At 65.7% G+C, this 22765-nt stretch carries 24 protein-coding genes and 1 other RNA gene; 10 read left to right on the top strand and 15 right to left on the bottom strand.

The annotated features are described in order from the left end of the window. Positions 1 to 332: 332 nt before the first annotated feature. The 11 genes from NQ038_RS11510 to NQ038_RS11460 all read right to left on the bottom strand — a co-directional run bounded on the left by NQ038_RS11510 (position 333) and on the right by NQ038_RS11460 (position 11095). Positions 333 to 791, bottom strand: a complete 459-nt coding sequence (locus NQ038_RS11510) for a hypothetical protein (protein ID WP_257047111.1) — start codon at positions 789 to 791, stop codon at positions 333 to 335. Between the two features lie 128 nt (positions 792 to 919). After that, positions 920 to 1159, bottom strand: a complete 240-nt coding sequence (locus tag NQ038_RS15670) for a DUF2188 domain-containing protein (protein WP_257047110.1) — start codon at positions 1157 to 1159, stop codon at positions 920 to 922. Positions 1160 to 1588: 429 nt separating this feature from the next. After that, on the bottom strand, positions 1589 to 2569 hold the full coding sequence (gene nrdF / locus NQ038_RS11500; protein ID WP_257047109.1) for a class 1b ribonucleoside-diphosphate reductase subunit beta: 981 nt from the start codon (positions 2567 to 2569) through the stop codon (positions 1589 to 1591). A gap of 46 nt (positions 2570 to 2615) precedes the next feature. Then, entirely contained in the window at positions 2616 to 4778 is a 2163-nt protein-coding gene (gene nrdE / locus NQ038_RS11495) for a class 1b ribonucleoside-diphosphate reductase subunit alpha (RefSeq protein ID WP_257047108.1), read from the bottom strand. Further along, the gene (nrdI, locus tag NQ038_RS11490) at positions 4748 to 5164 is read right to left on the bottom strand and encodes a class Ib ribonucleoside-diphosphate reductase assembly flavoprotein NrdI (RefSeq protein WP_257047107.1); all 417 of its coding nucleotides are present in this window, start codon (positions 5162 to 5164) and stop codon (positions 4748 to 4750) included. Before nrdI ends, nrdE begins: the two co-directional genes overlap by 31 nt. Position 5165: 1 nt before the next feature. Continuing rightward, entirely contained in the window at positions 5166 to 5414 is a 249-nt protein-coding gene (nrdH, locus tag NQ038_RS11485) for a glutaredoxin-like protein NrdH (RefSeq protein ID WP_257047133.1), read from the bottom strand. Between the two features lie 462 nt (positions 5415 to 5876). Beyond that, complete coding sequence (locus NQ038_RS11480; protein WP_257047106.1) at positions 5877 to 6656, bottom strand: type 1 glutamine amidotransferase; 780 nt, start codon at positions 6654 to 6656, stop codon at positions 5877 to 5879. Continuing rightward, positions 6649 to 7692 carry a dipeptidase gene (locus NQ038_RS11475; RefSeq protein ID WP_257047105.1) on the bottom strand — a complete coding sequence of 348 codons (1044 nt, stop codon included), beginning with the start codon at positions 7690 to 7692 and terminating at the stop codon, positions 6649 to 6651. The genes NQ038_RS11480 and NQ038_RS11475 overlap by 8 nt, the downstream gene beginning before the upstream one ends. Positions 7693 to 7795: 103 nt before the next feature. Next, a complete protein-coding gene (locus NQ038_RS11470) occupies positions 7796 to 9445 on the bottom strand; it encodes a glycoside hydrolase family 3 N-terminal domain-containing protein (protein ID WP_257047104.1) in 1650 nt (549 codons plus the stop codon). Next, positions 9418 to 10473 (bottom strand): arsenic resistance protein, encoded by a 1056-nt coding sequence (locus NQ038_RS11465; RefSeq protein ID WP_306427954.1) that lies wholly within the window; start codon positions 10471 to 10473, stop codon positions 9418 to 9420. Before NQ038_RS11465 ends, NQ038_RS11470 begins: the two co-directional genes overlap by 28 nt. Next, on the bottom strand, positions 10466 to 11095 hold the full coding sequence (locus NQ038_RS11460; protein WP_257047103.1) for an FMN-dependent NADH-azoreductase: 630 nt from the start codon (positions 11093 to 11095) through the stop codon (positions 10466 to 10468). Before NQ038_RS11460 ends, NQ038_RS11465 begins: the two co-directional genes overlap by 8 nt. Before the next feature lie 139 nt (positions 11096 to 11234). Between NQ038_RS11460 and NQ038_RS11455 the strand changes: the two genes are divergently transcribed. Beyond that, positions 11235 to 11987 carry a hypothetical protein gene (locus NQ038_RS11455; RefSeq protein WP_257047102.1) on the top strand — a complete coding sequence of 251 codons (753 nt, stop codon included), beginning with the start codon at positions 11235 to 11237 and terminating at the stop codon, positions 11985 to 11987. Positions 11988 to 12177: 190 nt separating this feature from the next. Here NQ038_RS11455 and ssrA read toward each other — a convergent pair. From ssrA to prfB, 3 genes are all read right to left on the bottom strand, one after another. Continuing rightward, positions 12178 to 12549: a transfer-messenger RNA gene (ssrA, locus tag NQ038_RS11450) on the bottom strand. A 157-nt stretch (positions 12550 to 12706) separates the two neighbouring features. Further along, the gene (gene smpB / locus NQ038_RS11445) at positions 12707 to 13228 is read right to left on the bottom strand and encodes an SsrA-binding protein SmpB (protein ID WP_257047101.1); all 522 of its coding nucleotides are present in this window, start codon (positions 13226 to 13228) and stop codon (positions 12707 to 12709) included. A gap of 2 nt (positions 13229 to 13230) precedes the next feature. Beyond that, positions 13231 to 14352 carry a peptide chain release factor 2 gene (gene prfB / locus NQ038_RS11440; RefSeq protein WP_257047100.1) on the bottom strand — a complete coding sequence of 374 codons (1122 nt, stop codon included), beginning with the start codon at positions 14350 to 14352 and terminating at the stop codon, positions 13231 to 13233. Between the two features lie 194 nt (positions 14353 to 14546). Here prfB and NQ038_RS11435 point away from each other — a divergent pair, with 194 nt between their 5' ends. The 7 genes from NQ038_RS11435 (at position 14547) to NQ038_RS11405 (ending at position 19161) form a co-directional block, all read left to right on the top strand. Beyond that, positions 14547 to 15776 (top strand): CpaF family protein, encoded by a 1230-nt coding sequence (locus tag NQ038_RS11435; RefSeq protein ID WP_257057295.1) that lies wholly within the window; start codon positions 14547 to 14549, stop codon positions 15774 to 15776. Then, on the top strand, positions 15773 to 16645 hold the full coding sequence (locus NQ038_RS11430) for a type II secretion system F family protein (RefSeq protein ID WP_257047099.1): 873 nt from the start codon (positions 15773 to 15775) through the stop codon (positions 16643 to 16645). The genes NQ038_RS11435 and NQ038_RS11430 overlap by 4 nt, the downstream gene beginning before the upstream one ends. 10 nt (positions 16646 to 16655) lie before the next feature. After that, positions 16656 to 17597 (top strand): type II secretion system F family protein, encoded by a 942-nt coding sequence (locus NQ038_RS11425; RefSeq protein WP_257047098.1) that lies wholly within the window; start codon positions 16656 to 16658, stop codon positions 17595 to 17597. A 65-nt stretch (positions 17598 to 17662) separates the two neighbouring features. Then, the gene (locus NQ038_RS11420; protein ID WP_257062612.1) at positions 17663 to 17923 is read left to right on the top strand and encodes a hypothetical protein; all 261 of its coding nucleotides are present in this window, start codon (positions 17663 to 17665) and stop codon (positions 17921 to 17923) included. A gap of 7 nt (positions 17924 to 17930) precedes the next feature. Next, positions 17931 to 18317: a TadE/TadG family type IV pilus assembly protein gene (locus NQ038_RS11415; protein ID WP_257047033.1), complete on the top strand. Its 387-nt coding sequence runs from the start codon at positions 17931 to 17933 to the stop codon at positions 18315 to 18317. Beyond that, positions 18314 to 18745 carry a hypothetical protein gene (locus NQ038_RS11410; RefSeq protein WP_257047032.1) on the top strand — a complete coding sequence of 144 codons (432 nt, stop codon included), beginning with the start codon at positions 18314 to 18316 and terminating at the stop codon, positions 18743 to 18745. Before NQ038_RS11415 ends, NQ038_RS11410 begins: the two co-directional genes overlap by 4 nt. Further along, positions 18742 to 19161: a Tad domain-containing protein gene (locus NQ038_RS11405; RefSeq protein ID WP_257047031.1), complete on the top strand. Its 420-nt coding sequence runs from the start codon at positions 18742 to 18744 to the stop codon at positions 19159 to 19161. Before NQ038_RS11410 ends, NQ038_RS11405 begins: the two co-directional genes overlap by 4 nt. A 26-nt stretch (positions 19162 to 19187) precedes the next feature. Here NQ038_RS11405 and NQ038_RS11400 read toward each other — a convergent pair whose 3' ends face one another. Continuing rightward, positions 19188 to 20105, bottom strand: coding sequence for a bile acid:sodium symporter family protein (locus tag NQ038_RS11400; protein WP_257047030.1), 918 nt, complete (start codon positions 20103 to 20105; stop codon positions 19188 to 19190). Between the two features lie 102 nt (positions 20106 to 20207). Here NQ038_RS11400 and NQ038_RS11395 point away from each other — a divergent pair, with 102 nt between their 5' ends. Beyond that, on the top strand, positions 20208 to 21839 hold the full coding sequence (locus NQ038_RS11395; RefSeq protein ID WP_257047029.1) for an arylsulfatase: 1632 nt from the start codon (positions 20208 to 20210) through the stop codon (positions 21837 to 21839). Further along, complete coding sequence (locus NQ038_RS11390; RefSeq protein ID WP_257047028.1) at positions 21832 to 22713, top strand: formylglycine-generating enzyme family protein; 882 nt, start codon at positions 21832 to 21834, stop codon at positions 22711 to 22713. Before NQ038_RS11395 ends, NQ038_RS11390 begins: the two co-directional genes overlap by 8 nt. The last annotated feature ends 52 nt before the right edge of the window (positions 22714 to 22765 follow it).

The following is a 22765-nucleotide window of genomic DNA, read 5'->3' as shown; positions in this document are numbered from 1 at the left end:
AGACACGAAAGAGGCCCGGACCGCGCAGATTCCTGCGGGTCCGGGCCTCCGACCAGCCTTGATGGGCTTCGGGCTAATTCCGGGACTCTAGAAGTCCCGGTCCTCGTCTTCGGTATTGACTGCCTTGCCGATGACGTAGCTGGAGCCGGAACCAGAGAATAAGTCATGGTTGCGGTCAACACCCCCCTCCCGATGGGTATGGAGAAGTTCGGGATGCGCCGCTTCAGGACCGAGGTCCGGCGCTGGGACGATCCACTACCAGGGGCGGAACTGGGCGAGGTCGTGTATGAGATCACCGGAGAGGAGTGGGGACGGCGCGTAGAGCGAATGCTCTAGTGCAGCTTGGCGGCCCGCTGCTCCACGAGCGAGATCAGATCGCTCAGGCCTTTGTGGTCAAGCGGAAGCTGCAGCCCGGTGGTGGACTTCTCAGACAGCGGGTCCTGCGCGTCGACCGGATCATCGGCCCGATACACATCGATGCCGATTCGATCCATGAGCGCATGGATATTGCCCGAGTTCGGGTCGCGATCAAGAGTCTGGAGACTGACAGTCACAAACACGTCGTCCCGTTGCCCTGCGACCCACATCCAGTTGGAGAGGTCGAACGGCGGATCGAGCCGTCCACCGCTCGTATAGTTCCGCAGCCCGCGACCAGCAATGCCCCGCGTCTTCACACTGAAGCCGGCGGCTTTCAGAGCACCGGCGATAAGGTTGCGCTGAGCGTTGCGCGCGGTAACGTAACCAGCACGAGCCTTCTGGAACACACCGATGCTGTCCAAATCAACACTCACTTCAAACGGACTCCCGTGCCGACCAAACTGAGATAGCCTGCGGCGCGGCCCTATGCCAACATTTCAAGTCAGCATAGGACCGCACAGTTCAGACGTCCAACTACACCCGTCCTGTTACCGAACGTACTCTACCCACGAGACGTCCTCGGATCGTTCCCTGGCGCGATTGTGTCCTGGGCACGAATCCTCCCATTGAGTCCGCGGACTTGGAGTTCGCCTCCACCGTCATTCCGGAGGATGGCACGAGCCCGATCGATACCATCGGCCTGCGTTGGAACGACTGCGCTTGCACGGCTGGCACCGGGTTTAACCACTGCCCAACTGCCGTCGCCTTGACGCTGTACTACACGCTTGTTTATGTCTGACACGGTGAGCCTTTCGCTCTAGTCGCAAAGTGCCTGACGCTACGATCTCAGATCTGTGAGAAGAAATGCACTTCCCGCACGACCGGCGCATTGTGTAACACGCCGAGGTGCACGTCAGGTACGATGGCGACAGCAGGGCAAGGAGGACCAGTCCATAGCCCTGCTGTCAGCCTGTTGATTTACTTAGATTTCTTTGCGGGCTTCTCTACGACGGTCGTACGCGGATGGCGTGCGGCCGTCGCTCTCGTTACGAAGCGACCTGTGATTGCGCTACGCGCGCGACCTTTACGGATTGCCATGTTCACCTCCTCCTATTATTTGAGTGCGGGCAAATTGTGGGCTGAGCATCAATTCGATGCTTCCGCCCGGCTTATGGGTGAAACCCGGTGGCCTGCCAGTTGACAGGCCACCGGGCCTGTGACCTGGGATCACTTAGAAGTCCCAGTCCTCGTCTTCGGTGTTGACGGCCTTGCCGATGACGTAGCTGGAGCCGGAACCGGAGAAGAAGTCGTGGTTCTCGTCCGCGTTGGGGCTCAGCGCCGAGAGGATCGCCGGGTTCACATCGGTCACCGCCGCCGGGAACATGGCCTCATAGCCCAGGTTCATCAGCGCCTTGTTCGCGTTGTAGTGCAGGAACTTCTTGACGTCCTCGCTCAGGCCCACGCCGTCGTACAGGTCGTGGGTGTACTGGACCTCGTTCTCGTACAGTTCGAACAGCAGGTTGAAGGTGTAGTCCTTCAGCTCCTGCTTGCGCGCCTCCGACTCCAGTTCCAGGCCCCGCTGGTACTTGTAGCCGATGTAGTAGCCGTGCACGGCCTCGTCGCGGATGATCAGGCGGATCAGATCCGCCGTGTTCGTCAGCTTCGCGTGGCTCGACCAGTACATGGGCAGGTAGAAGCCGGAGTAGAACAGGAAGGACTCCAACAGGGTCGAGGCGACCTTGCGCTTGAGCGGGTCGTCGCCCCGGTAGTAGTCCAGCACGATCTTCGCCTTGCGCTGCAGGTTCTGGTTCTCCGTAGACCAGCGGAAGGCCTCGTCGATCTGCTTCGTGTTCGACAGGGTGGAGAAGATCGAGGAGTACGACTTCGCGTGCACGCTCTCCATGAACGCGATGTTCGTGTAGACGGCCTCCTCGTGCGGGGTCAGGGCGTCGGGGATCAGAGAGACCGCGCCCACTGTGCCCTGGATCGTGTCCAGCAGTGTCAGCCCGGTGAAGACGCGCATCGTCAGCGTCTTCTCATCCTCCGTCAGCGTCGCCCAGGACTGCACGTCGTTGCTCAGCGGCACCTTCTCCGGCAGCCAGAAGTTGGCCGTCAGCCGGTCCCACACCTCGGAGTCGACATCGTCCTGGATCCGGTTCCAGTTGATCGCGTCGACGTGCGACACGAGAGTGAGCTTCTCGCCCGAAATCATTTATCCACCCAGTTATTCGTAACAGACAGTTGTGTGATGTGTACGGTCACAGCATGCAGGATACGCAGCCATCGACCTCCGTGCCGGCCAGGGCCAGCTGGCGGATGCGGATGTAGTAGATCGTCTTGATGCCCTTGCGCCACGCGTAGATCTGCGCCTTGTTGATGTCACGGGTTGTGGCGGTGTCCTTGAAGAACAGCGTCAGTGACAGGCCCTGGTCGACGTGCTGCGTCGCCTCGGCGTAGGTGTCGATGATCTTCTCGTAGCCGATCTCGTAGGCGTCCTGGTAGTACTCCAGGTTGTCGTTGTCCATGAACGGCGCGGGGTAGTACACGCGGCCGATCTTGCCCTCCTTGCGGATCTCGATCCGGCTGGCGACCGGGTGGATCGAGGAGGTGGAGTTGTTGATGTAGGAGATCGAACCCGTCGGCGGCACGGCCTGCAGGTTCTGGTTGTAGATGCCGTGTTCGGCGACCTGTGCCTTGAGTTCGCGCCAGTCGTCCTGGGTCGGGATGTGGATCCCGGCCTCGGCGAAGATGCCGGCGACCTTGTCGGTGCGCGGCTCCCACACCCCGTCGATGTACTTGTCGAAGTATTCCCCGCTGGCGTACTTGGAGCGCTCGAAGCCGTCGAAGGTCCGGCCGCGTTCCTTCGCGAGCTCCATGGACGCCCGCACCGCGTGGAAGGCCACGGTGTAGAAGTACATGTTCGTGAAGTCCAGACCCTCGTCTGAGCCGTAGTGGATCCGTTCGCGGGCCAGGTAGCCGTGCAGGTTCATCTGTCCCAGGCCGATCGCGTGTGACATATCGTTGCCGCGTTCGATCGAGGGCACCGAGGTGATGTGCGATGCCTCGGAGACCGCGGTGAGTCCGCGGATCGCCGTTTCGACGGTCCGTCCGAAGTCATCGGAGTCCATCGTCAGGGCGATGTTGAGCGAACCCAGGTTGCAGGAGATGTCCTTGCCGATCTGGGCGTAGCTCAGGTCGTCGTTGTAGGTGCTGGGATCGGCGACCTGCAGGATCTCCGAGCACAGGTTCGACATGGTGATCTTGCCGTCGATCGGGTTGGCCCGGTTCACGGTGTCCTCGAACATGATGTACGGGTAGCCGGACTCGAACTGGATCTCCGCCAGGGTCTGGAAGAATTCGCGCGCGTTGATCTTCTTCTTGTGGATCGCCGCATTGTCGACCATGTTGTAGTACTCGTCGGTCACGCAGACTTCCGTGAACGGCTTGCCGTAGACCTGCTGCACGTCGTACGGGCTGAACAGGTACATGTCCTCATTGCGCTTGGCCAGCTGGAAGGTGATGTCGGGGATGACCACGCCCAGGCTCAGCGTCTTGATCCGGATCTTCTCATCCGCGTTCTCCCGCTTGGTGTCGAGGAACTTGTAGATGTCCGGGTGGTGCGCATTGAGGTACACAGCACCTGCGCCCTGCCTGGCGCCCAGCTGGTTGGCGTAGGAGAACGAGTCCTCCAGCAGCTTCATGATCGGGATGACGCCGGAGGACTGGTTCTCGATCTTCTTGATCGGGGCACCGGATTCGCGGATGTTCGTCAGGCTGAATGCCACGCCGCCGCCGCGCTTGGACAACTGCAGGGCGGAGTTGATCGAGCGGCCGATCGACTCCATATTGTCCTCGATGCGCAGCAGGAAGCAGGAGACGAGTTCGCCGCGCTGCTTTTTGCCCGCGTTGAGGAAGGTCGGGGTGGCCGGCTGGAAGCGCCCGGAGATGATCTCCTCGACCAGCTGGCTTGCCAACACCTCGTCGCCGGAGGCCAGGAACAGCGCGACCATGACGACACGGTCCTCGAAGCGCTCCAGGTAGCGCTTGCCGTCGAAGGTTTTCAGCGTATAGGAGGTGTAGAACTTGAAGGCGCCCAGGAAGGTCTGGAAGCGGAACTTCTTCTTGTACGCCTGCTTGGACAGCCGGGAGATGAACTCGAAGGAGTACTGGTCGAGCACCTCGCGCTCGTAGTAGTCGTGTTCGACCAGGTACTTCAGCTTCTCCTCGAGGTCGTGGAAGAAGACCGTGTTGTTGTTGACGTGCTGCAGGAAGTACTGGCGGGCGGCCTGCTTATCGCGTTCGAACTGGATCCGTCCGTCGGCGTCGTAGAGGTTGAGCATGGCGTTGAGCGCATGGTAGTCCAGATCCGTGTCCTCGCGGATGACGGCCTCTAGATCTCGCTTCTCTGCTGTCGTTGACACAGTTCTTCCAACCCTTCGTCGACTTTGGCCACGTCCTCCGGGGTGCCCAGGAGTTCGAACCGGTAGAGCACGGGGACGTTGCACTTGGCTGCCACCAGGTCGGCGGCGCGGCAATAATTCTGGCCGAAATTCGTGTTCCCAGCCCCGATCACACCGAGCAGATTGGTGCGATTGGCCTTTGCGGTGGCGAGGAACTTCTTGACCTGTTTCGGAACGGAGCCCCGATTGGGCCCGGCGCCGTAGGTCGGCGTGATGAGCACGTACGGTTCGTCGATCTCCGGCATCTCATCGCGCGTCAGCAGGGGCAGACGCTGCGTGGGATGCCGGAGTTTGCGGGCGAACTTGTGCGTGTACTCGGAGCTACTGGAATAGTAGACGACGAGCATCTCAGGCCACGCTGGGCGCTTCCGTTTCGGACGCCAGGGCCGAGATCTTATCGGGACGGAAGCCCGACCAGTGATCGTCGTCGGTGACGACGACCGGTGCCTGCATGTAGCCCATGGCCTTGACGATGTCCAGGGCCTGCGCATCCTGGCTCAGGTCGACCGAACGGTATTCGATTCCACGCGCATCCAGCGCCCGGTACGTCGCATTGCACTGGACGCAGGACGGCTTGGTGTAGACGGTGACCATAATCGGGTTTCCTCCAACATTCGGGCGTGTATCTGCAGGTCACAGGATCCGCGTCCCCGCAAGCTCCCAGCCCCTGGGATAACGGAGCCGGTGCGGAATTCGGGTAGTAGGGGCTTCACCCCGACAACCACTAGATCTTGTGTTCAAGAGAAGACGATACCCCTACATAAGCCGATTTTCCAGTGCGATTTCAACCGTCCGGGCCCTATCACACCACCCCCTGTGCATAGCTGTGCACAGGGGGTGGACAGCAGAATTCACCGGGTGGCTTGAGCCCTCCCCCGCGTCCCAGAAGCCGCCTTCCGCGGTTTCTCGCGGATCGCTCAACACACGTCGTCCGGTACCGATTCGCGGGAATGAATCACATATCGAACGGATGCGGAGTTTTCCACAGGATGCGTACACCGTTCCGGGTCCACGTCGCTCTTCTCACAGCGTCTGAATTTGCATTCAGAGCGGGCTGGGTTATGGCTCCGACTGCGCGCCTTCGGTACCCTGCCTGGCCCGCGCCCGGGCCTCGGCCACAGCGACGAATGCCAGCACCAGAGTGCGGGCCGCCGCCTCCGTAGCCGGTTGCTCCACCCTGGCCCTGGCGATGAGTTCGTCCTTGTCGAATCCCAGTGCGGCCAGGGCCTCGGCATTCCACCGCTCCATCGCGTCCGGGCCCTCGTGTTCCGGATGGAACTGTACGCCCCACGCCGCCTCACCGATGCGGAAGGCCTGATAGTCCAGCACCGCACTGCCGGCGAGCACCACCGCGTCCTGCGGCAGTGCGGTGATCCGATCGACGTGACTCTCGATGAACCGGGTGGTGCGCGGCAGGCCCCGAAACAGCGTATCGCCGGCTGCGGCCTCGGTCATGGTGATGGGCGTGGAGCCCTTTTCCGGAGCGCCGGTGGCAGCAGCGACCGTGCCGCCTGCGACCTGGGCCAGCAGCTGGCAGCCCAGGCAGATGCCCAGTAGCGGGATGCCATCGGCCAGGCAGCGGGCCACCAGACCGGCCTCGCGGGCCAGCCAGGGTGCGCGAGCCGTGTCATCGGGCATGAAACCGCCGCCCAGGGCGATCATGCCGTCGTAGGCGTCCAGTTCGTCCACCGCGGGAAGAGTTCCGTGCGCGCCGAAGCGCACATCGAACTCGACCCCGGCGGCCACCAGCCAGCCGGCCAGGTGCCCGGGACCCGACTCGGGGTCGTTGACCACGACGAGCAGGCGCGCAGCCGGGCTCGGAACCGGGGAATCAGGCATCCGCGGCCTCGTCCCGGGCCCCGAACTCGGCCAGATACGCCGGATCGTGGGCTTCGAGGACGCGCAGCAGGTTCAGTCCGCCGATCCCGTCGAGTTCGGCCTCGCTCCAGCCCCGCGAGCGCAGCTCGGTGAACAGGGCCTGGTACTTCCCCGCGTTCTCCAGGCCGGTGGGCATGGAGTCGGTGCCGCACAGGTCGGCGCCGAGTGCCAGGTACTGTGCGCCGATCCGGTTGCGCACCCAGTCGCAGTGGTCTGCGACCTGGGCGACGGTCACCTCGGGTTCGGGCCCCGTGGAGCCGGCCTGTGCCCAGGCATGGCGTTCGGCGGATACGAACGATGGGACGAAGGTGATGCCCAGAACCCCGCCGTTGGCCGGCAGGCGGTCGATGACGTCGGTGGGGACGTTGCGCGGGTGCGGATTGATGTCCGCGACGCAGGAGTGGGTGAAGACCACGGGCAGCTGGGTCTGGTCGAGCACCTGGTGCATGACTTCGGCGGATACGTGGGACAGGTCGGGGATCATTCCGATCCGGTCCATCTCCGCCACGACCTGCTTGCCGAATTCGCTGAGTCCGTGGTGGACGGGTTCGTCGGTGGCCGAATCGGCCCAGCTGTGGGTGGTCGACCAGGCCAGGGTCATATAGCGCACACCCAGGCGGGCGTAGGCGCGCAGCACGCCCAGGGATTCGTCGATCTGTTGCCCGCCCTCGGCGCCCATCAGCGAGGCGGTGCGGCCGCTGCCCCAGACCGCACGGATGTCGGCGGCGGTGGGCGTGTAGACCAGCCGGTCGGGGTGGGCGGCGATGATCCGGTGGACCATGTCGATCTGTTCGAGCGTGGCGGTCACGGCGGCGGGCCCGGAGATCGCGGAGTCTACGTAGACCGACCAGAACTGGGCGGCCACCTCGCCTTCGCGCAGCTGGTCCAGGGTGGTCATCGGCACGGCCTGCGGGTCGTTGACCGGGGCGATATCGCTATCGCATTCCTCCCGCAGATACCAGGCCAGATCGTTGTGTCCGTCGAATACCAGGGTCATGGGTCTCCTGTCAGAGGGTCTGTCGGTGCAGAGGGTCTATCGGCGTGGGCGCAGCTCGCGGTGCCGGCCGGCCGCGAGGCGGCCAGGACACCGGGAGTCCAGCCTAGTCCCTGGCGCATTTCGGCTGTGTTCCGGGCCACGTGGCGGGTACCCGGCCGGTGGCCTCGAGCTCTCCGGCCAGGTACTTCGCGACGGCCGCCATGGCGTGTGGGTTGTCCGAATACGTGGCCAGCACGGTGCGTGCCCCGGCCGGGGCCTTCTTCCACGGCGCACCGGTGTTGACGACCACCCGCGCCGAGGTTCCCGTCCCCAGGGCAACGCTCGTCGTGCCGGACCCGGCGGATTCGCGCACGCTCAGGCCTGCGGCCTTGGCTGCCTTGGTCAGGGCTTTGCGCGCGGGTTCCTCTCCCCCGACGATGTGGATCGCCTTGGCGGGCTTCGTCACGGTGCACGCACCCTTGAGGACGCTCAGGGATTTCTCCGACAGTCCTGTCAGCGCGGTGTCCGCCGCTTTGGTCGCGGCCTTGGCATCGCCGTGGTCGGGTGCCTGGGCGGCGGCGCGGTCCTGCCACAGCTGCATGGCGACGACCCGCCCGGCGGCTTCGGTGATGCGTTTCTTCGAGATGTCGCCGGAGTCGATCGCCTGGGTCAGGGCCTTGATCGCCGCGGTCGTGTCGGCCGGCATGAGTGCCAGGTCGGCACCTGCGCGGATGGCCTTGACGGTCTCCTGTCCCGCTGGCTCCTTGATCGCGCCCATGTTCAGGGCATCGGTCACCGCGACCCCGTCGAAGCCCTGGGCGCGCAGGGCCTTGTACACGGCGGGGCTGAGCGAGGCGGGCACGTCCGTGTTGCCCGGCAGGCCGATGTGGCCGACCATCGTCATCGGCACGCCCGCTTCATCGGCCGCGGTGAAGGGCACCAGGTCCCGCTTCTTCATCTGCTTGATGGATTTCTTCGACACGGGCAGTTCCGAGTGGGAGTCGACGGTCAGGGCGCCGTGGCCCGGGAAGTGCTTGGCGCTCGAGGCCACGCCCGCGGTGTTGTAGCCGGTGATCGCGGCTGCCACCGTCGTTCCCACCGCCTTCGGGTCGTCGCCGGCCGAGCGGACGTTGATCGTCGGGTCCGCCGCGCCGATCGTGACGTCCGCGTCGGGGGCGAAGTCGGCGGTGAAGCCGAGTTCGCGCAGTTCGCCACCTTGGCCGGAGTAGGCCGCCGTGATGGTCTTCGCGTCCCGCGCGGCCCCTGCGGCCATGAGCGGCGGGTAGCCGGTCGCGGCGTCCTTCAGCCGGGCGACCGGACCGCCCTCCTGATCGACGCCGATGAATACCGGCCAGGCGCGGTCTCCGCGGGCCTCGCCGATCGTTCTCGTGGTCGTGCGCACGGCGTCCGCGGTGGGGGTCTGGGGCAGGTTGTAGCCCATCACGATGGCCCCGGCCAGGTGGTTCTTCTCCACCAGGTCCTGCGCGGTCTGCGGATCGGTGCCGTCGTATTGAGCGATGACGACGGAGCCGGCGAGCTCTGCCGTGTCCATGTCCGCGACGATCTGTTGGGCCCGGTTCCGGTCCGCAGCGGACACACCTGCGGCGGCCGGCGCCCCTGGCTTGGCCGAGGTGGCGGGGTCGGACCCGCCGTCGGCCCGTGTGGACTGCTGGGCGGCGGCCGAGGTCTCAGCCGGTTGGGGTGCACCACCCGAGCCGGAGCACCCGGCGAGGGCCAGAAGGGATGTCAGGGCGAGGATCGCGGTCTTTCGCATCCCTTAATGCTAACGATCTTCGGTACGGCCCACACCAGGGTGACCATGACGAACAACTCCACCAGCGTCTGAGTAACCACGACGACCGGTGTCAGGGCGTGGCCGGTGGCCAGCGCCAGTGGCAGCACGACCAGGGAGTTCCGGGTCACTCCACTGAACAGCAGGGCCCGCCGGGCGGGCACATCGATCCGGTCCCCGCCGGGCAGTCCCACGGCCCAGCCCAGTGCGGTCATGCACCCGGCGAAGAGGACGAAGACCAGCGCGGCTGTGGCCAGTGCCAGCAGATGGGCCACCACCCCGCTGATCTGCGAGGCAACCACCAGGGCGAGCACCACCATCATGATGGGCACCATGAGACCGGACATGGCACCGTGCAGGTAGCGCGCCCAGCGGAGGCGGCGCTCCAGGGCCTGGACTGTCAGGGCCGCCACCAGGGGAAGCAGGATCAAGGTGACGAAGGCCTCGGCGAAGGGTGCAGGGTGCAGGCCGGCCAGGGCCGAGGGGCCGGCGAAGAGCCACAGGTAGCCCGGCAGCAGCAGTGCCTGGGCGCACATGAGCAGAGGGGTGGCGGCCAGCAGCCGGTCGGCTGCGCCCCCTGCCAGCCCGGTGAACACGATGACGTAGTCCACGCAGGGGCACAGCAGGACCAGGAGCACGCCCAGCAGCAGGGCCGCGTCGCCGGCGACGAATCGGAACAGGCAGAAGACGATCACGGGTGCGGCCAGGAAGTTCAGCAGCCCCAGGCGCAGCAGGAAGCGCCAATCGCGCAGGGCGCCGCCGGCCAGTCGGGCGAACGGCACGCCCAGGAAGGTCGAGAAGAGCAATAAGCCCAGGGTGGGGTTCACTCCCGCGGCCAGGCCCGCCGCTGCGGGCCACGGGAGTGCCAGGCCGAGGCCGGCGCCGAACGCCAGGGCCGCCAGGTACAGCGACACCTGCCGGCGTTCGGCCCAGGCCACGAGTCCTCCACGGCGCGTGACCGCACCGGGACCGGCCGTGGACCCAGCCGGGGCCGAGGCCTCGTCAGCCAAGGGTGCGGGCGAGCTCTTCCGCCCGGCTCCGCGCCCGCACCGTCGCCGCCGCGCGCAGTTCACCGGCCAGGGCCGGATCTAGTTCGGGCAGCAGGTCCGCCAGGGTGCGGTCGACCGCGATCGATTCCACCGCCATGCCCATGGCCCCGCCCAGCAGGACGTCGAAAACGGGCAGGATGTGGTCGTGGGACGCGAGGAACGCAGGGTCGTCGTAGGCGGCGCCCCGGGTGGTGATGACGATGACGGGCTTGCCGGCCAAGGGGCCCTCGGTAGCGACGTCGGCGGTGGTGCGGCCGGGTACGTGCAGGTAGTCCAACCAGGCCTTCAGGGGCGAGGGCAGGGAGTAGTTGTACATGGGGGCTCCGATGACCACTGCGTCAGCCGCCTCCAGTTCCGCGATGAGTTCGTCCTGCAGTGCCGCGGCGGGGTCGTCGGCGGCGATACCGGGGCGGTGGGCGAAGTGGAGGGCGAATTCCGGCAGGTGCGGCAGATTCTGGGCGGCCACATCACGGTGAACCACGGAGCCGCCGGCGGCCTGCCAGGATGCGGCGAAGGCCCCGGTGAGTTCACGGGAGACGGAATCGGGGTTGATGGACGAATCGATACGCAGAAGTTTCGGCATGTGATCAAGCCTACGACGGATGGGCCCGAGTTCTGACACCGCTGCGAATCCGACAGTGCCGACCAGTGCAAACGTCACCGGCCGGCACTGTCGAGAGAGAACACTCTGCAGTTGTAGGAATCATGACAGGCTGGTATCCATGGGAACCGAACGCAGCTCAGCAGTGAAGTACGTCTCCGGTAGCGGTTCGCTCGGCGACCTCCCGTACGGGCGTCTCGAACGACTGATGGCGAAGGACCATTCCGACCTCAAGGGCGAACTCACCCGCGAGGGCATATGGAACATGGTGACCCTGATCTGCTGTGCGGCGGTCATCGGGGTGGTGCAGACCTGGGGACCCATGATGATCACCCCGGGACGTGCTCCGAGCGACAACGTTCCGATGAACAGCGGCCTCAGCGAAGTGCTCATGCCGCTGAGCCTGCTCCTCGGTGGAATCGGTCTGCTGATGATCGGCGTGACTTGGTGGAAGCAGGGCCGGCTGTGCAGGTACGAATTCGCTGTAGCGGCTCTTGTCTCCATCGTCTGCTGCGGTGCGACGGCCAGGTGGGCCCGCATGTCCGATGACGTCTCCCCGTTCGCATTCGTCGTGACCTGGCTCGACATCGCGCTGGCCGGAATCGTACTGGTTCTCCTGGTCTTCGCCTCGCGCCGAGGGAACACCCGAGTCGCCGGCTTCGAGCAACTTGGAGAGAAGATCCGCGCCTTGCCGGAGGTGCAGCAGGAGGCGATCCTCGCATCGCGGGACGAAGTGTTCGCCTGTGTGCTGAACCGGGATCCGGGGATGCGGGGAGAAATAGAGCAGGCCCGCAGACTACCGGTGGGCGATCTTTGGAAGGCCGAGCGGTTCTATGTGAAGAAGCACGGCTGGCCAACCGCAAGAGACTCGTGATCTCTCTTCGCAGCTTGACCGCGGGCGATGATGGAATGGGTCGTCGGGTTTCATCACGACCGTGACCACCGCACGACCATTCCGCGTCATCTGAACGAACATCATGTCGTTCTCTGCCGGGGGAAGTTCTTGGGAAAACCCTTATGAAACAAGCAAAGGCCCCGGAAACTCAAGGTTTCCGAGGCCTATCTGGTGGAGATGGGGGGAATCGAACCCCCGTCCGCAAGCAAGTTGCCGAGTCTTCTCCGGGCGCAGTCCGTGACTGTGTTTCTTAGGTCCTGGTTCTCACACGAACATGTGAACCAACGAACGGAGTCGAGTAAAAGTCCCGAGAACACCCTCGACATGTGTTCTCAGCAGTGGCTCCCTAAACGACGCCAGCTACCGGGGCGGAAGCAAACCCGGACTGACGGAGTCGCTCGCTAGCTCAGGCTGCGAGGGCGAACTCGGTGCGGTTGTTAGACTTAGCACCTATTGTTTGCGAAGGACATTAACGAGATGACTTCGCGTTCTCGGCCCGCTTCTCTCGACGCGTTGTCCCACGTCGAAACCGATCATCCCCATATTCAGTTACCAAACCGTGTACCGACCGACCTTCCGATCATTCGGCACACCGGTGGAACACCGTACACCGGCTCACTATTCCCCGCCGCGTTCCCGCACACGAAATAGAAAACCGACGAAGCTCAACGATACCCCAGGAACAGGGGTCGCGCCAGTCAGCGGTTCTTGCCGCGGTTCTTCCGCAGGGCATCCGACATGGCACGGCGGGCCTCCAGGTTGTCCTGGCGCTCCTTGATCGCCTGCCGCTTGTCCCAGTCCTTCTTACCCTTGGCGATCGCGATCTCGACCTTGACCCGTGAACCCAGGAAGTAGATCTCCAAGGGCACCAGGGTGCGCCCGGACTCGCCCAACTTCTGCTCGATCTTGAGGATCTCGTCGCGGTGCAGCAGCATCTTGCGGCGCCTGCGCGCAGAGTGGTTCGTCCAGGATCCCTGCAGATACTCCGGGATGTACGCCTGTTCGAGCCACGCCTCGTCCTGGAAGATCAGTCCGAAGGCGTCGGTCAGTGAGGCGCGGCCCTCGCGCAGGGATTTGACCTCGGTGCCGGTGAGCACCAGGCCCGCTTCGAAGGTCTCTTCGATGTGATAGTCGTAGCGGGCGCGCCGATTGCGCGCCACCACTTTCTTCTCCGGTGCGGGCCGCTCATCGGCGACCGACCCCGCATGCTTCTTAGCCATTCTCAAGCCTCTTGGGCTGCTTCCTTTTCCTGTTCCTTGCGCCACCGGATGCCGGCCTCGATGAACCCGTCGATGTCACCGTCGAACACACCCTGCGGGTTGTTGACCTCGTATCCCGTCCGCAGGTCCTTGACCATCTGGTAGGGGTGCGTGACGTACGAGCGCATCTGGTCGCCCCAGCTGGCCTTGATGTCGCCGGCCAGGCTCTTCTTCTCCCGCTCTTCTTCCTCCCGCTTGAGCAGCAGCAGGCGGGACTGCAGGACGCGCATGGCGGCGGCGCGGTTCTGAATCTGTGATTTCTCGTTCTGCATCGAGACCACGGTGCCGGTCGGGATGTGCGTGATGCGCACAGCGGAGTCGGTCGTGTTGACCGACTGGCCGCCGGGGCCCGAGGACCGGAAGACGTCAATGCGCAAGTCGTTCTCGTCGATGTCGACGTGGTCGGTCGTCTCGATCAGGGGCACGACCTCGACGGCTGCGAACGAGGTCTGGCGCCGGCCCTGGTTGTCGAACGGGCTGATGCGCACCAGCCGGTGTGTACCGGCCTCCACACTGAGCTTGCCGTAGGCGTACGGGGCGTTGAACTGCACGGTGGCGCTCTTGATCCCCGCACCCTCGGCATAGGAGGTATCAAGTTCCTGCACGCCGATGTCGTGCTGCTCCGCCCAGCGGATGTACATCCGCGTGAGCATCTGCGCCCAGTCCGTCGCATCGTCACCACCGGCGCCCGAGCGCACGGTCATCACGGCTGCGCGCTCATCGTATTCGCCGTTGAGCAACGTGGAGATCTCCAACTGCCCCAAGTCCTCGCGGAGCTTGTCGATCTCGGCCTCCGCCTCGGCCAGAGCGTCCGGATCGTTCTCCTCCTCGCCCATCTCGACGAGGAGTTCGACGTCCTCGATCCGGGAGTCGAACTTCTCCAACCGCTCCAGGGTCGACTGACGGTGCGAGAGCTTCGAAGTGACGGCCTGGGCCTCATCCGGGTGATCCCACAGGTCCGGAGCAGCAGCCTGTTCCGTGAGCTCGGCGACCTCGCTGCGCAGCAGGTCGACATCGGAGACCTCGCGAATCGAGGAGAACGTCTGTTGCAGGGCGGCGATTTCAGCCGCAAAGTCCATGGCCATAATGCCTCAATCCTAATGGACGCCCGGTCGACACGACAGGCACCCCCTGGAACTCGCCACACCCCACCATGAGCAAGTCCCACGCGAAGTCGGAAATATTTCACAAGAAACTCTTGCAAACAGTCCGAAACGCTCTATAAGGTCAGTAACAGATAGACGTGACTCACAACACTCATCAGCGTAGCGAGGTCCCCTTGGAGCCCATCGATATCATCTCCGGCGAGGTGCGCAATCGTATCCGCGAGCGCGGCATCGACCCGCGGCTGGACTCCGGGCTGACCCGTGAACTCATCGCCGAGACCATTGCCGACTACGATGAGCGTACCCTCTCCGGGAGCCTGCCAATCGTCGCCGACAAAGACGAGCTGGGGCGTCTGATCGCCGACGATGTCGTGGGTTTCGGCCCCTTGCAGAAGTATCTGGACGATCCCGAAGTCGAAGAGATCTGGCTCAATGGCCCACACGCGGTCTACGTCAGCCGGTCCGGGGTCAGCGAATTGACCACGACGGTCTTCACGGAGGCCCAGGTCGATGATCTGATCGAGCGGATGCTGCGCACCACCGGACGCCGGGTCGACCTGAGCAGCCCCTTCGTCGACGCCAGTCTGCCCGATGGCTCCCGCCTCCACGTGGTCCTGCCCGATATCACCCGCAGGTACCCGGCCGTGAACATCCGTAAATTCGTCACCCGCCCGCACGGCCTCGACGCCCTGGTGGCCGCAGGCTCCCTGACCCCTGCTGCGGCGCACTTCCTACACGCGGCGGTGACCTGCGGGGCGAATATCATGATCAGCGGCGCGACCCAGGCCGGCAAGACCACAATGTTGGCCGCTTTGACCGGCTCGATCCCCAGTCGCGAGAGAGTCATCACCTGTGAGGAAGTGTTTGAATTATCTGTGCGGGCCCGCGACTGGGTGGCCCTGCAGTGCCGCCAGCCGTCTTTGGAGGGCACCGGCGAGGTCACCCTGCGCACCCTGGTCAAGGAGGCCCTGCGCATGCGGCCCTCACGGATCATCGTGGGCGAGGTCCGCGAAGCCGAGGCCTTCGACATGCTGATCGGTATGAATTCCGGCCTGCCGGCCATGTCGAGCATCCACGCCAACTCCGCCCGCTCCGCCGTGACGAAACTGTGCACGCTGCCGCTGTTGGCCTCGTCGAACGTCGACGCGGGGTTCGTCGTGCCCACAGTCGCCGGCTGCGTGGACATCATCGTGCACCTGCGGATGAACGCGCAGGGCCACCGGACTGTCGAGGAGATCGCTGCGGTACCCGGCGGGGTCGAAGGCGATGTCGTCGAGTTGGAGACCCTGTTCACCCGTGACCGGGCCGGCCGGCTGCTGCGCGGTTCCGGCTTCTCACATCTGGGCGACCGGTTCGCCGGCTCGGGTTTCGACCTGCACGACATTCTGGAGCAGGCGGCATGAGCTCATCGACACAGGCCGTTCTGGCGGGTCTGGGACTGGGCATCGGCCTCTTCCTGATCTGGTGGTCCATGTGGCGGATCGAACGCCCACTGCGCACTCCCACACGCTTCACCACGGAGACCCGCGATATGCTCACCGCCGCGGGCCTTCCGCGCACCTCGGTCGCCCAGTTGCTGGGCCTGTGTGCCCTATCCGGCCTCCTGGTGGGTGCCGTGGGACTGCTGTTCACCTCGGTCGTGAGCATCAGCGCCTGTTTCGCATTGTTCGCAACCACCGGCCCCTACTTCTTCGTTCGGGCACGGGCCCGCCGCACCCAGGTTCAGCGCCGCGGGTTGTGGCCGGAGGCGATCGACCACCTGAACTCCGGGATCAGGGCGGGCCTGTCCCTGCCCGAGGCCGTGTGCGGCCTGGCCGAACGCGGACCGGACCAGCTGCGGGGCCTGTTCGCCGTCTTCGCATCCGAATACCGGGCGACGGGATCGTTCGGCGCCGCCCTCGACGCATTCAAGGCAGCCGCCGCCGACCCTGTGGCCGACCGGATCGTCGCAGCCCTGCGCATCACCCGGGAGGTCGGCGGCACAGATCTTGGCACGATGCTGAAAACCCTGGGGAGCTTTCTGCGCGAGGACGCGCGCACCAGGGCGGAACTGATCGCCCGCCAGTCCTGGACCGTCAACGGCGCCCGGCTGGCAGTCGCCGCGCCCTGGATCGTCCTGGCCCTGCTCGCCACGCGCACGGAGACGACTACCGCCTACGACAGCGTGCAGGGATCCCTGCTACTGGGCGGCGGGCTGGTCGTCTCGCTGGCGGCCTACTCGGCGATGAAGCGAATCGGCAGGCTGCCGGAGGAACCCCGGGTGCTGCGATGAGGAGGCCATCATGCTGACCTGGACCCATCCTGCGGTGGTGATCGGCACAGGCCTGGCGCTGGGATCCTCCCTGACTTTCCTGGTCTGCGCGTTGCCGCTGTTCCGCAGACCGACCCTGGCCGACCGGATTGCCCCCTATCTGCGCTCGAACACCGCCCTGGGCCCGCACGTCTACGCCCCGGCAGCGCCCACGGCCGGCGGTATGGGCGGCCTCCTGCGCGGCCTGATCACCGATTCGGCGCGGTGGGCGGCGCGCCGCCTGACCACCGATACCTCGATCCAGACCCGCCTGGCCCGACTGGGGCCGGGGGCCACGGTGGAGGGCTTCCGCGCCCGCCAGATCCTGTGCATCGTCGCGGGTCTGCTCGCAGGTGCCGTGCTCGCCGGCCTCGTCTCCTTCAGCCGCGGCTTCCATCCGCTGCTCGCCCTGGCCCTCATCGTGCTCGGCGGGGCCGCGGGCCATCTGGGCAACGACTGGTGGCTGACCCAGCGCGTCAAGCGCCGTGAGGAGCGGATCCTTGCGGAGTTCCCCACAATCGCGGAGCTGCTGTCCCTGTCGATTATGGCCGGTGAGGGCACCGTCGACGCCCTGCAGCGCGTATGCCGCACCGCCTCAGGGGAGCTCTCCGGCGAACTCGCTGGTGCGCTCGCCGCCGCCCGCACCGGCACCGGCCTGGTCGAGGCACTGGACACGATGGCCCGCCGCACGGGGATTCCCAGTCTGGTGCAGTTCGTCGACGGCATCGCCATCGCGATCGCCCGCGGCACTCCCCTGGCCGAGGTCCTGCGCGCCCAGGCGGCCGACGTCCGTGAGGAGGGCCGCAGGTCGCTGATGGAGCTCTCCGGCAAGAAGGAGGTCGGCATGCTGGTTCCCGTCGTCATGTTCGTCCTGCCGGTGACCGTCGTCTTCGCCGTCTACCCGTCCCTGGCCGTACTGAATCTGGGAGGTTGAGTCCGGCCACCCCCGTCTTCCCACCCATTCCACCCGCGCACCATCGAAGTCCCGAAGGAGACCCCATGTCCCACCTCACCCTGCTCTGGCTGCGTCTAGCGGCCCTCCTGCACTCTCTGTCCTCCCGCTTGTCCGCCGGTTCTTCCGCGGATTCCGCCCGTCCAGGGGTGCGCAGGGCACTGGCCTCCGACCGGGGCGATGTCCCGGGCTGGGTGCTGATAACGGTGATGACTGCGGCATTGGTAGTCGGATTATGGGCACTCGCGGGCCAGGCCTTCACCGAGTTCTTCAACGACAGCATGGACAAGGTCCGGCGGGCGGGGTGAGGCCACGATGAGGCTGCGCGAGGACCGGGGTTCGGCCGTCGCCGAGTTCGCCCTGGTGGCCGGCCTGCTGTCGCTGATCTTCGCCGCCGTCCTGCAGATCGGCTTCGCGGTGCACGTGCGCAATACCGTGATCGATTCCGCATTGAGCGGCGCGCGCACGGCAGGCCTGGCCGACCAGGGCGGCGCGGCGGGACGCGATACGGCCCGTGAACTGCTTTCGGTGTCCCTGGGCGAGGCCTATGCCCGCGACATCACCGTCGACGCGCCGGGCCCGGGGCGGATCGTCACCGTGACGGTCCGGGTGCCGGTGCCCCTGATCGGTCCGGTCGGACCACGGCTCTGGGAGATTTCGGCCCGGTCCCTGGCCGAGGATCCACAGGAGGGCCGACGATGAGAGATCGCGGCAGCGCACCCGTGGAGTTCATTTTCGGCTCGGTGGTCCTGCTGATCCCGCTGATCTACCTGTTGGTGGCCTTCGCACAGATCCAGGCGGCGTCCATGGCGGCCCAGGCGACCGCGGTGGACGCCGCCAGGGCCGCCGCCCGTACTCCGGAGGTGGCCTCGGCCACGGCGCACGAACTCGCGCGCATGCACTTCGCCGACTTCGGCGTCACGCACGCCGGCCTGGACCTGTCCACCGACTGCGAAACAGACTGCCGGGCCGCCGGTACCCTGGTCACCGCCCGGGTGGCGCTCAGAGTGCCTCTGCCAGGAGTCGCGCTGATCTTCGGACGCGAGGGCCCCGGCACCGTCACGGTGCGCGCCTCGCACACCGACCAGATAGCGCGCAGCGGTGCCGACTCCCCGAGTGGGTTCCGATGAAGCCCGTAGACGACCGCGGCTCGACACTGCCGCTCATCATCGGGTTCACCACGATCGGCCTGCTGTTCATCGTGCTCGCCGTACAGATCACCGATATCTATCTGGCCCGCGCCCGGCTGCACGCCATCGCCGACTCCGCCGTACTGGCCGCCGCCGAATCCTTCGAACCGGGGACGGGTGACGCTCCTTCGATCGATTTCACGGACGCCGGCGTCGAAGCCGCCGCCAAGCGCTTCGTGACCCGCACCGCCGCCGATCCGCGGTTGAGCGCAACCACCGTGCGCGGCAGCGCCCATGGCGCCTCTATCGAGGTGCGCATCAAGGCGCACTACCGTCCGGTGCTCATCGCACCACTGACTCCACGCGGCATCACACTGGAAGTCTCGGCGAGCTCGCGCGGCGGGCTGCGGCGCTGAGACCGCCACACCGGATCCGTACGGGGCTACTTCGCAGGCCCGGCCGGCGCCCCAGTGCCGGTGGGGACGGTCGGCTCATCGGCCATCAGCGGTTCGAACAACACCATGTCGACGTCCTTGGCGAACAGCGCGGCGTGGACCATCAGGATGAACATCATGAAGGTGTTGAGCAATGCGACGACGATGAACACCCGCGGGTCCTCGAAATTCCCCTGGGCCACGATCATCGCGGCCGCGGTGTTGCGCTGCGCGGTGCCCAGGGCGCCGATCTCGGAGAGCTCCCGACGGCCCTGGCCGTTGCCATAGCCCAGGAAGAACGACAACAACAGGGCGACCACGCCGGCCACGATGGCCACCCACAGACCGGGATCGACCATCGCCGGGGCGTGCCCGATGACCGAGGCCGCGAGCATCGCATACAGCGCGATACTGCTGATCCGCGCCACCCATGGCTGCACCACCGCCGTGACCTTTCGGGCGAAGCACAGCAACAGCATGCCCACGGCCATCGGCAACACCATCTGCTCCACCAGGGACTTCGTCATCGCCCAGCTGTCGACCGTGACATCGCCGAGGAACAACGGCAGGAGGAAGGGCAGGAACACGATCGTGGCCACCATCAGAACGAGCTGGACCGTCGCCCCCAGGGCCACGGTGTTATGGCTCTGCACCGTCAGCTTGATCAACAGGGGCGCCCCCGCCGCACAGGCGAAGAGCACCAGGCCGATCCGATAGACCTCTTCGACGTGGAGGACATCGGCGGCCAGGATCATCAGCGCCGGCACCACCAGGAAACTGACGATGAGCATCCGCACCAGGAAGCGCCAATTGCGCAGATGGGCCACGATCTTCAGGGGATGCTGGGTCAGGCCGACGTTGAGCATGCTGCTGACGACGAAGACGGGAGTCAGCCAGCCGACGGCCACCTGGAGGAAGTGCAGCATGTTAATCTTTCAAGTTCATATGCCGAATACGGATCTCCCACGATAGTGTACAGGTGTCGGGAAAATACCAGCAGTAAATACCAGTACACAAAGGTGAGCATCATGCCGGACACCCCATCACAGTCCCCCAACATCCTGTTCATCCTGGCCGACGATCTGGGCCAGGGCGACGTCTCCTGCTTCAATCCCCACGCCGGCTGGCACACCGGCCACATCGACGCCCTGGCCGCCCAGGGACTGCGGATGACCGATTCCCACGCGACGAGTTCCCTGTGCACGCCCAGCCGCTACGCCGCCCTGACGGGCCGGTACAACTGGCGCTCGCGGCTGAAAAGCCTGGTCCTGCCAGGGGACTCCATGGCCCTGGTCGAGGCGGACCGGCCGACCCTGCCCCGGCTGCTGCAGGACAACGGCTACCGCACCGCCGTGGTCGGCAAGTGGCATCTGGGGCTGGACTGGCATCTCAAGGATTCCGGAAACGACTACGACGCCTTCGGCCTGTCAGCGGACGAACACCCGGAACCCGCCAACCGGATGGGCCGCAACGGAGACTTCGCAGCCCGCGATATGTGGCATGTCGAGGGCCTGGACATCGACTACATGCAGCCCGTGCGCCGCGGCCCGAACCAAGTGGGATTCGATTACTCCTTCATCACGGCGGCCAGCCTGGACCAGCCACCCTACGTCTACCTCGAAAACGGCATGCCCCAGGGCGTACCCAGCGTCTTCGCAGGCGACCAATTCAACCTCGACCGGGTGACGGACTCCCAACAGCAGCAGATCCAAAAGGGTCCGATGGTCCCCGGCTACGACATCGGCCGTGTCGCCTCCGACTTCCAGGCCAGGGCGCTCGACGTGCTCGACGGGTTCCTGGCCGATCCGGATACCCCGTGGTTCCTCTACGTACCCAGCCATCTCGTACACGGGCCCGTCATCCCCGATGCCGAGTACAGGGGCGCCAGTGGCAAAGGCCCCTATGGCGACTGGGTACTCCAGCTCGACGACTACGTGGGCCAGCTGGTCGACCGGATCGATGCCGCCGGTGCCGGAGGGAACACCATCATCGTCTTCACCTCGGACAACGGGCCATCGGGCGTTGCGGGCTTCGAGACCCTGGCCGCCCAGGGCCACGATCCCTCGAACGGCTGGCGCGGGCACAAATCCGATATCTGGGAGGGCGGCCATCGCGAACCGACGGTGATCCGCTGGCCCGGCACAGTGGCCCCGGGAACGACCAGTGACCGAACCGTCGCCCACAGCGACCTGTTCGCCACTTTCGCGCAGATCCTGGACGTGGCAGTGCCCGAGGACGCCGCCGAGGATTCGATATCGAACCTCCCACTGTGGTTGGGCGGCGACGAGGCCGTGCGCCCCGACCTGATCTCCAGTTCCGGCGGTGGCGGCCTGGCCATCCGCCGCGGTGATTGGAAGCTCGAGTTCGTCACCACCGGAGACGGCATGGATGTGCTCAAGGACCCGCACACCACCACGTCCTATGAGCCCGCCCAGCTCTACAACCTGGTAAGCGATCCCGGGGAAACCGACAACGTCATCGCCGCGCACCCACTGCTCGTCTCCGAACTCACCGAACTACTGGCCGAACGGATCCGTCGGGGCCGTTCCACACCGGGACCCGACGGGGTCAATGACTGGCCCGGACCCGACGGCGACTGGCACCAGATCGGCTGGCTCTCCGACGCCGAACAGGTCATCGACGATGCCCGCCATGTCTGAGCTGACCGCGCTGATCGACGTACCGGCCGGCTGTGGACAACTCGGCAGCGAGGATTTCTATCCTGAGGAAAAACCGGTCAGACGGGTTCACATCCCCGCCTTCCGCCTCGAGGCCCATCCGGTGACCAACGCCCAGTTCGCGGACTTCACCGCCGCCACCGGCTACCTGACGACGGCCGAACTCCCCCTGCCCCCGGATCTGGCACTGGGACCGGGCCGGACCCCGGGCTCGCTGGTATTCACCCCAACCCCCGGGCCGGTCCCACTGGACGATTGGCAACGCTGGTGGACCTGGGTCCAGGGAGCCGACTGGCGCCATCCCCACGGTCCCGACGACGACCTTGTCGGCAAGGACTCGCACCCTGTCGTGCACATCAGCCGCGCCGACGCCCTGGCCTATGCCGCCTGGGCCGGCAGGCGGCTGCCGAGTGAGGACGAATGGGAGTACGCGGCGCGCGGACCCGGGGCCGCTACCGTCTACGCCTGGGGCGATGAGCCCCGCCCCGGCGGGCGCATCATGGCCAACACCTGGCAGGGCGAATTCCCCCACCACAACACCGGGCGCTGGCGGACCACCTCACCGGTGGGCAGCTATCCTCCCAACGGCCTCGGCCTGCTCGACATGATCGGCAATGTCTGGGAATGGACGGCCAGTCCCTTCGACCGGGCCGGCACCTCGCCCGGTGCCGTCCCCGGTGGGAGCTGCTGTGCAACGGCTCCGGCCGCACTCGGCCCGGACCGGCACACCTTCACCGTCAAGGGCGGATCCCACCTGTGCGCTCCCGAATACTGCCACAGGTACCGGCCGGCGGCCAGACAACCGCAGACGGAGGACTCCGCAAGCACCCATCTGGGCTTCCGCTGCGCCGTGTGAGTCCACCGGCCACCGGCGCATCATCCGCCTGTGGACGGGCGGACGTTGTCCA

It is taken from the genome of Brevibacterium sp. 50QC2O2, assembly GCF_024580675.1.
Classification (GTDB): domain Bacteria; phylum Actinomycetota; class Actinomycetes; order Actinomycetales; family Brevibacteriaceae; genus Brevibacterium; species Brevibacterium moorei.
This window is presented reverse-complemented; position numbering and strand designations above follow the sequence as displayed.

What these genes read in the sequence shown, in the direction of transcription:
- nrdF (WP_257047109.1), bottom strand. Translation starts at nt 2,569, where the DNA reads ATGATTTCGGGCGAGAAGCTCACTCTCGTGTCGCACGTCGACGCGATC.
- nrdI (WP_257047107.1), bottom strand. Translation starts at nt 5,164, where the DNA reads ATGCTCGTCGTCTACTATTCCAGTAGCTCCGAGTACACGCACAAGTTC.
- NQ038_RS11480 (WP_257047106.1), bottom strand. Translation starts at nt 6,656, where the DNA reads ATGCCTGATTCCCCGGTTCCGAGCCCGGCTGCGCGCCTGCTCGTCGTG.
- NQ038_RS11475 (WP_257047105.1), bottom strand. Translation starts at nt 7,692, where the DNA reads ATGACCCTGGTATTCGACGGACACAACGATCTGGCCTGGTATCTGCGG.
- NQ038_RS11470 (WP_257047104.1), bottom strand. Translation starts at nt 9,445, where the DNA reads ATGCGAAAGACCGCGATCCTCGCCCTGACATCCCTTCTGGCCCTCGCC.
- NQ038_RS11460 (WP_257047103.1), bottom strand. Translation starts at nt 11,095, where the DNA reads ATGCCGAAACTTCTGCGTATCGATTCGTCCATCAACCCCGATTCCGTC.
- NQ038_RS11455 (WP_257047102.1), top strand. Translation starts at nt 11,235, where the DNA reads ATGGGAACCGAACGCAGCTCAGCAGTGAAGTACGTCTCCGGTAGCGGT.
- smpB (WP_257047101.1), bottom strand. Translation starts at nt 13,228, where the DNA reads ATGGCTAAGAAGCATGCGGGGTCGGTCGCCGATGAGCGGCCCGCACCG.
- prfB (WP_257047100.1), bottom strand. Translation starts at nt 14,352, where the DNA reads ATGGCCATGGACTTTGCGGCTGAAATCGCCGCCCTGCAACAGACGTTC.
- NQ038_RS11430 (WP_257047099.1), top strand. Translation starts at nt 15,773, where the DNA reads ATGAGCTCATCGACACAGGCCGTTCTGGCGGGTCTGGGACTGGGCATC.
- NQ038_RS11425 (WP_257047098.1), top strand. Translation starts at nt 16,656, where the DNA reads ATGCTGACCTGGACCCATCCTGCGGTGGTGATCGGCACAGGCCTGGCG.
- NQ038_RS11420 (WP_257062612.1), top strand. Translation starts at nt 17,663, where the DNA reads ATGTCCCACCTCACCCTGCTCTGGCTGCGTCTAGCGGCCCTCCTGCAC.
- NQ038_RS11415 (WP_257047033.1), top strand. Translation starts at nt 17,931, where the DNA reads ATGAGGCTGCGCGAGGACCGGGGTTCGGCCGTCGCCGAGTTCGCCCTG.
- NQ038_RS11410 (WP_257047032.1), top strand. Translation starts at nt 18,314, where the DNA reads ATGAGAGATCGCGGCAGCGCACCCGTGGAGTTCATTTTCGGCTCGGTG.
- NQ038_RS11405 (WP_257047031.1), top strand. Translation starts at nt 18,742, where the DNA reads ATGAAGCCCGTAGACGACCGCGGCTCGACACTGCCGCTCATCATCGGG.
- NQ038_RS11400 (WP_257047030.1), bottom strand. Translation starts at nt 20,105, where the DNA reads ATGCTGCACTTCCTCCAGGTGGCCGTCGGCTGGCTGACTCCCGTCTTC.
- NQ038_RS11395 (WP_257047029.1), top strand. Translation starts at nt 20,208, where the DNA reads ATGCCGGACACCCCATCACAGTCCCCCAACATCCTGTTCATCCTGGCC.
- NQ038_RS11390 (WP_257047028.1), top strand. Translation starts at nt 21,832, where the DNA reads ATGTCTGAGCTGACCGCGCTGATCGACGTACCGGCCGGCTGTGGACAA.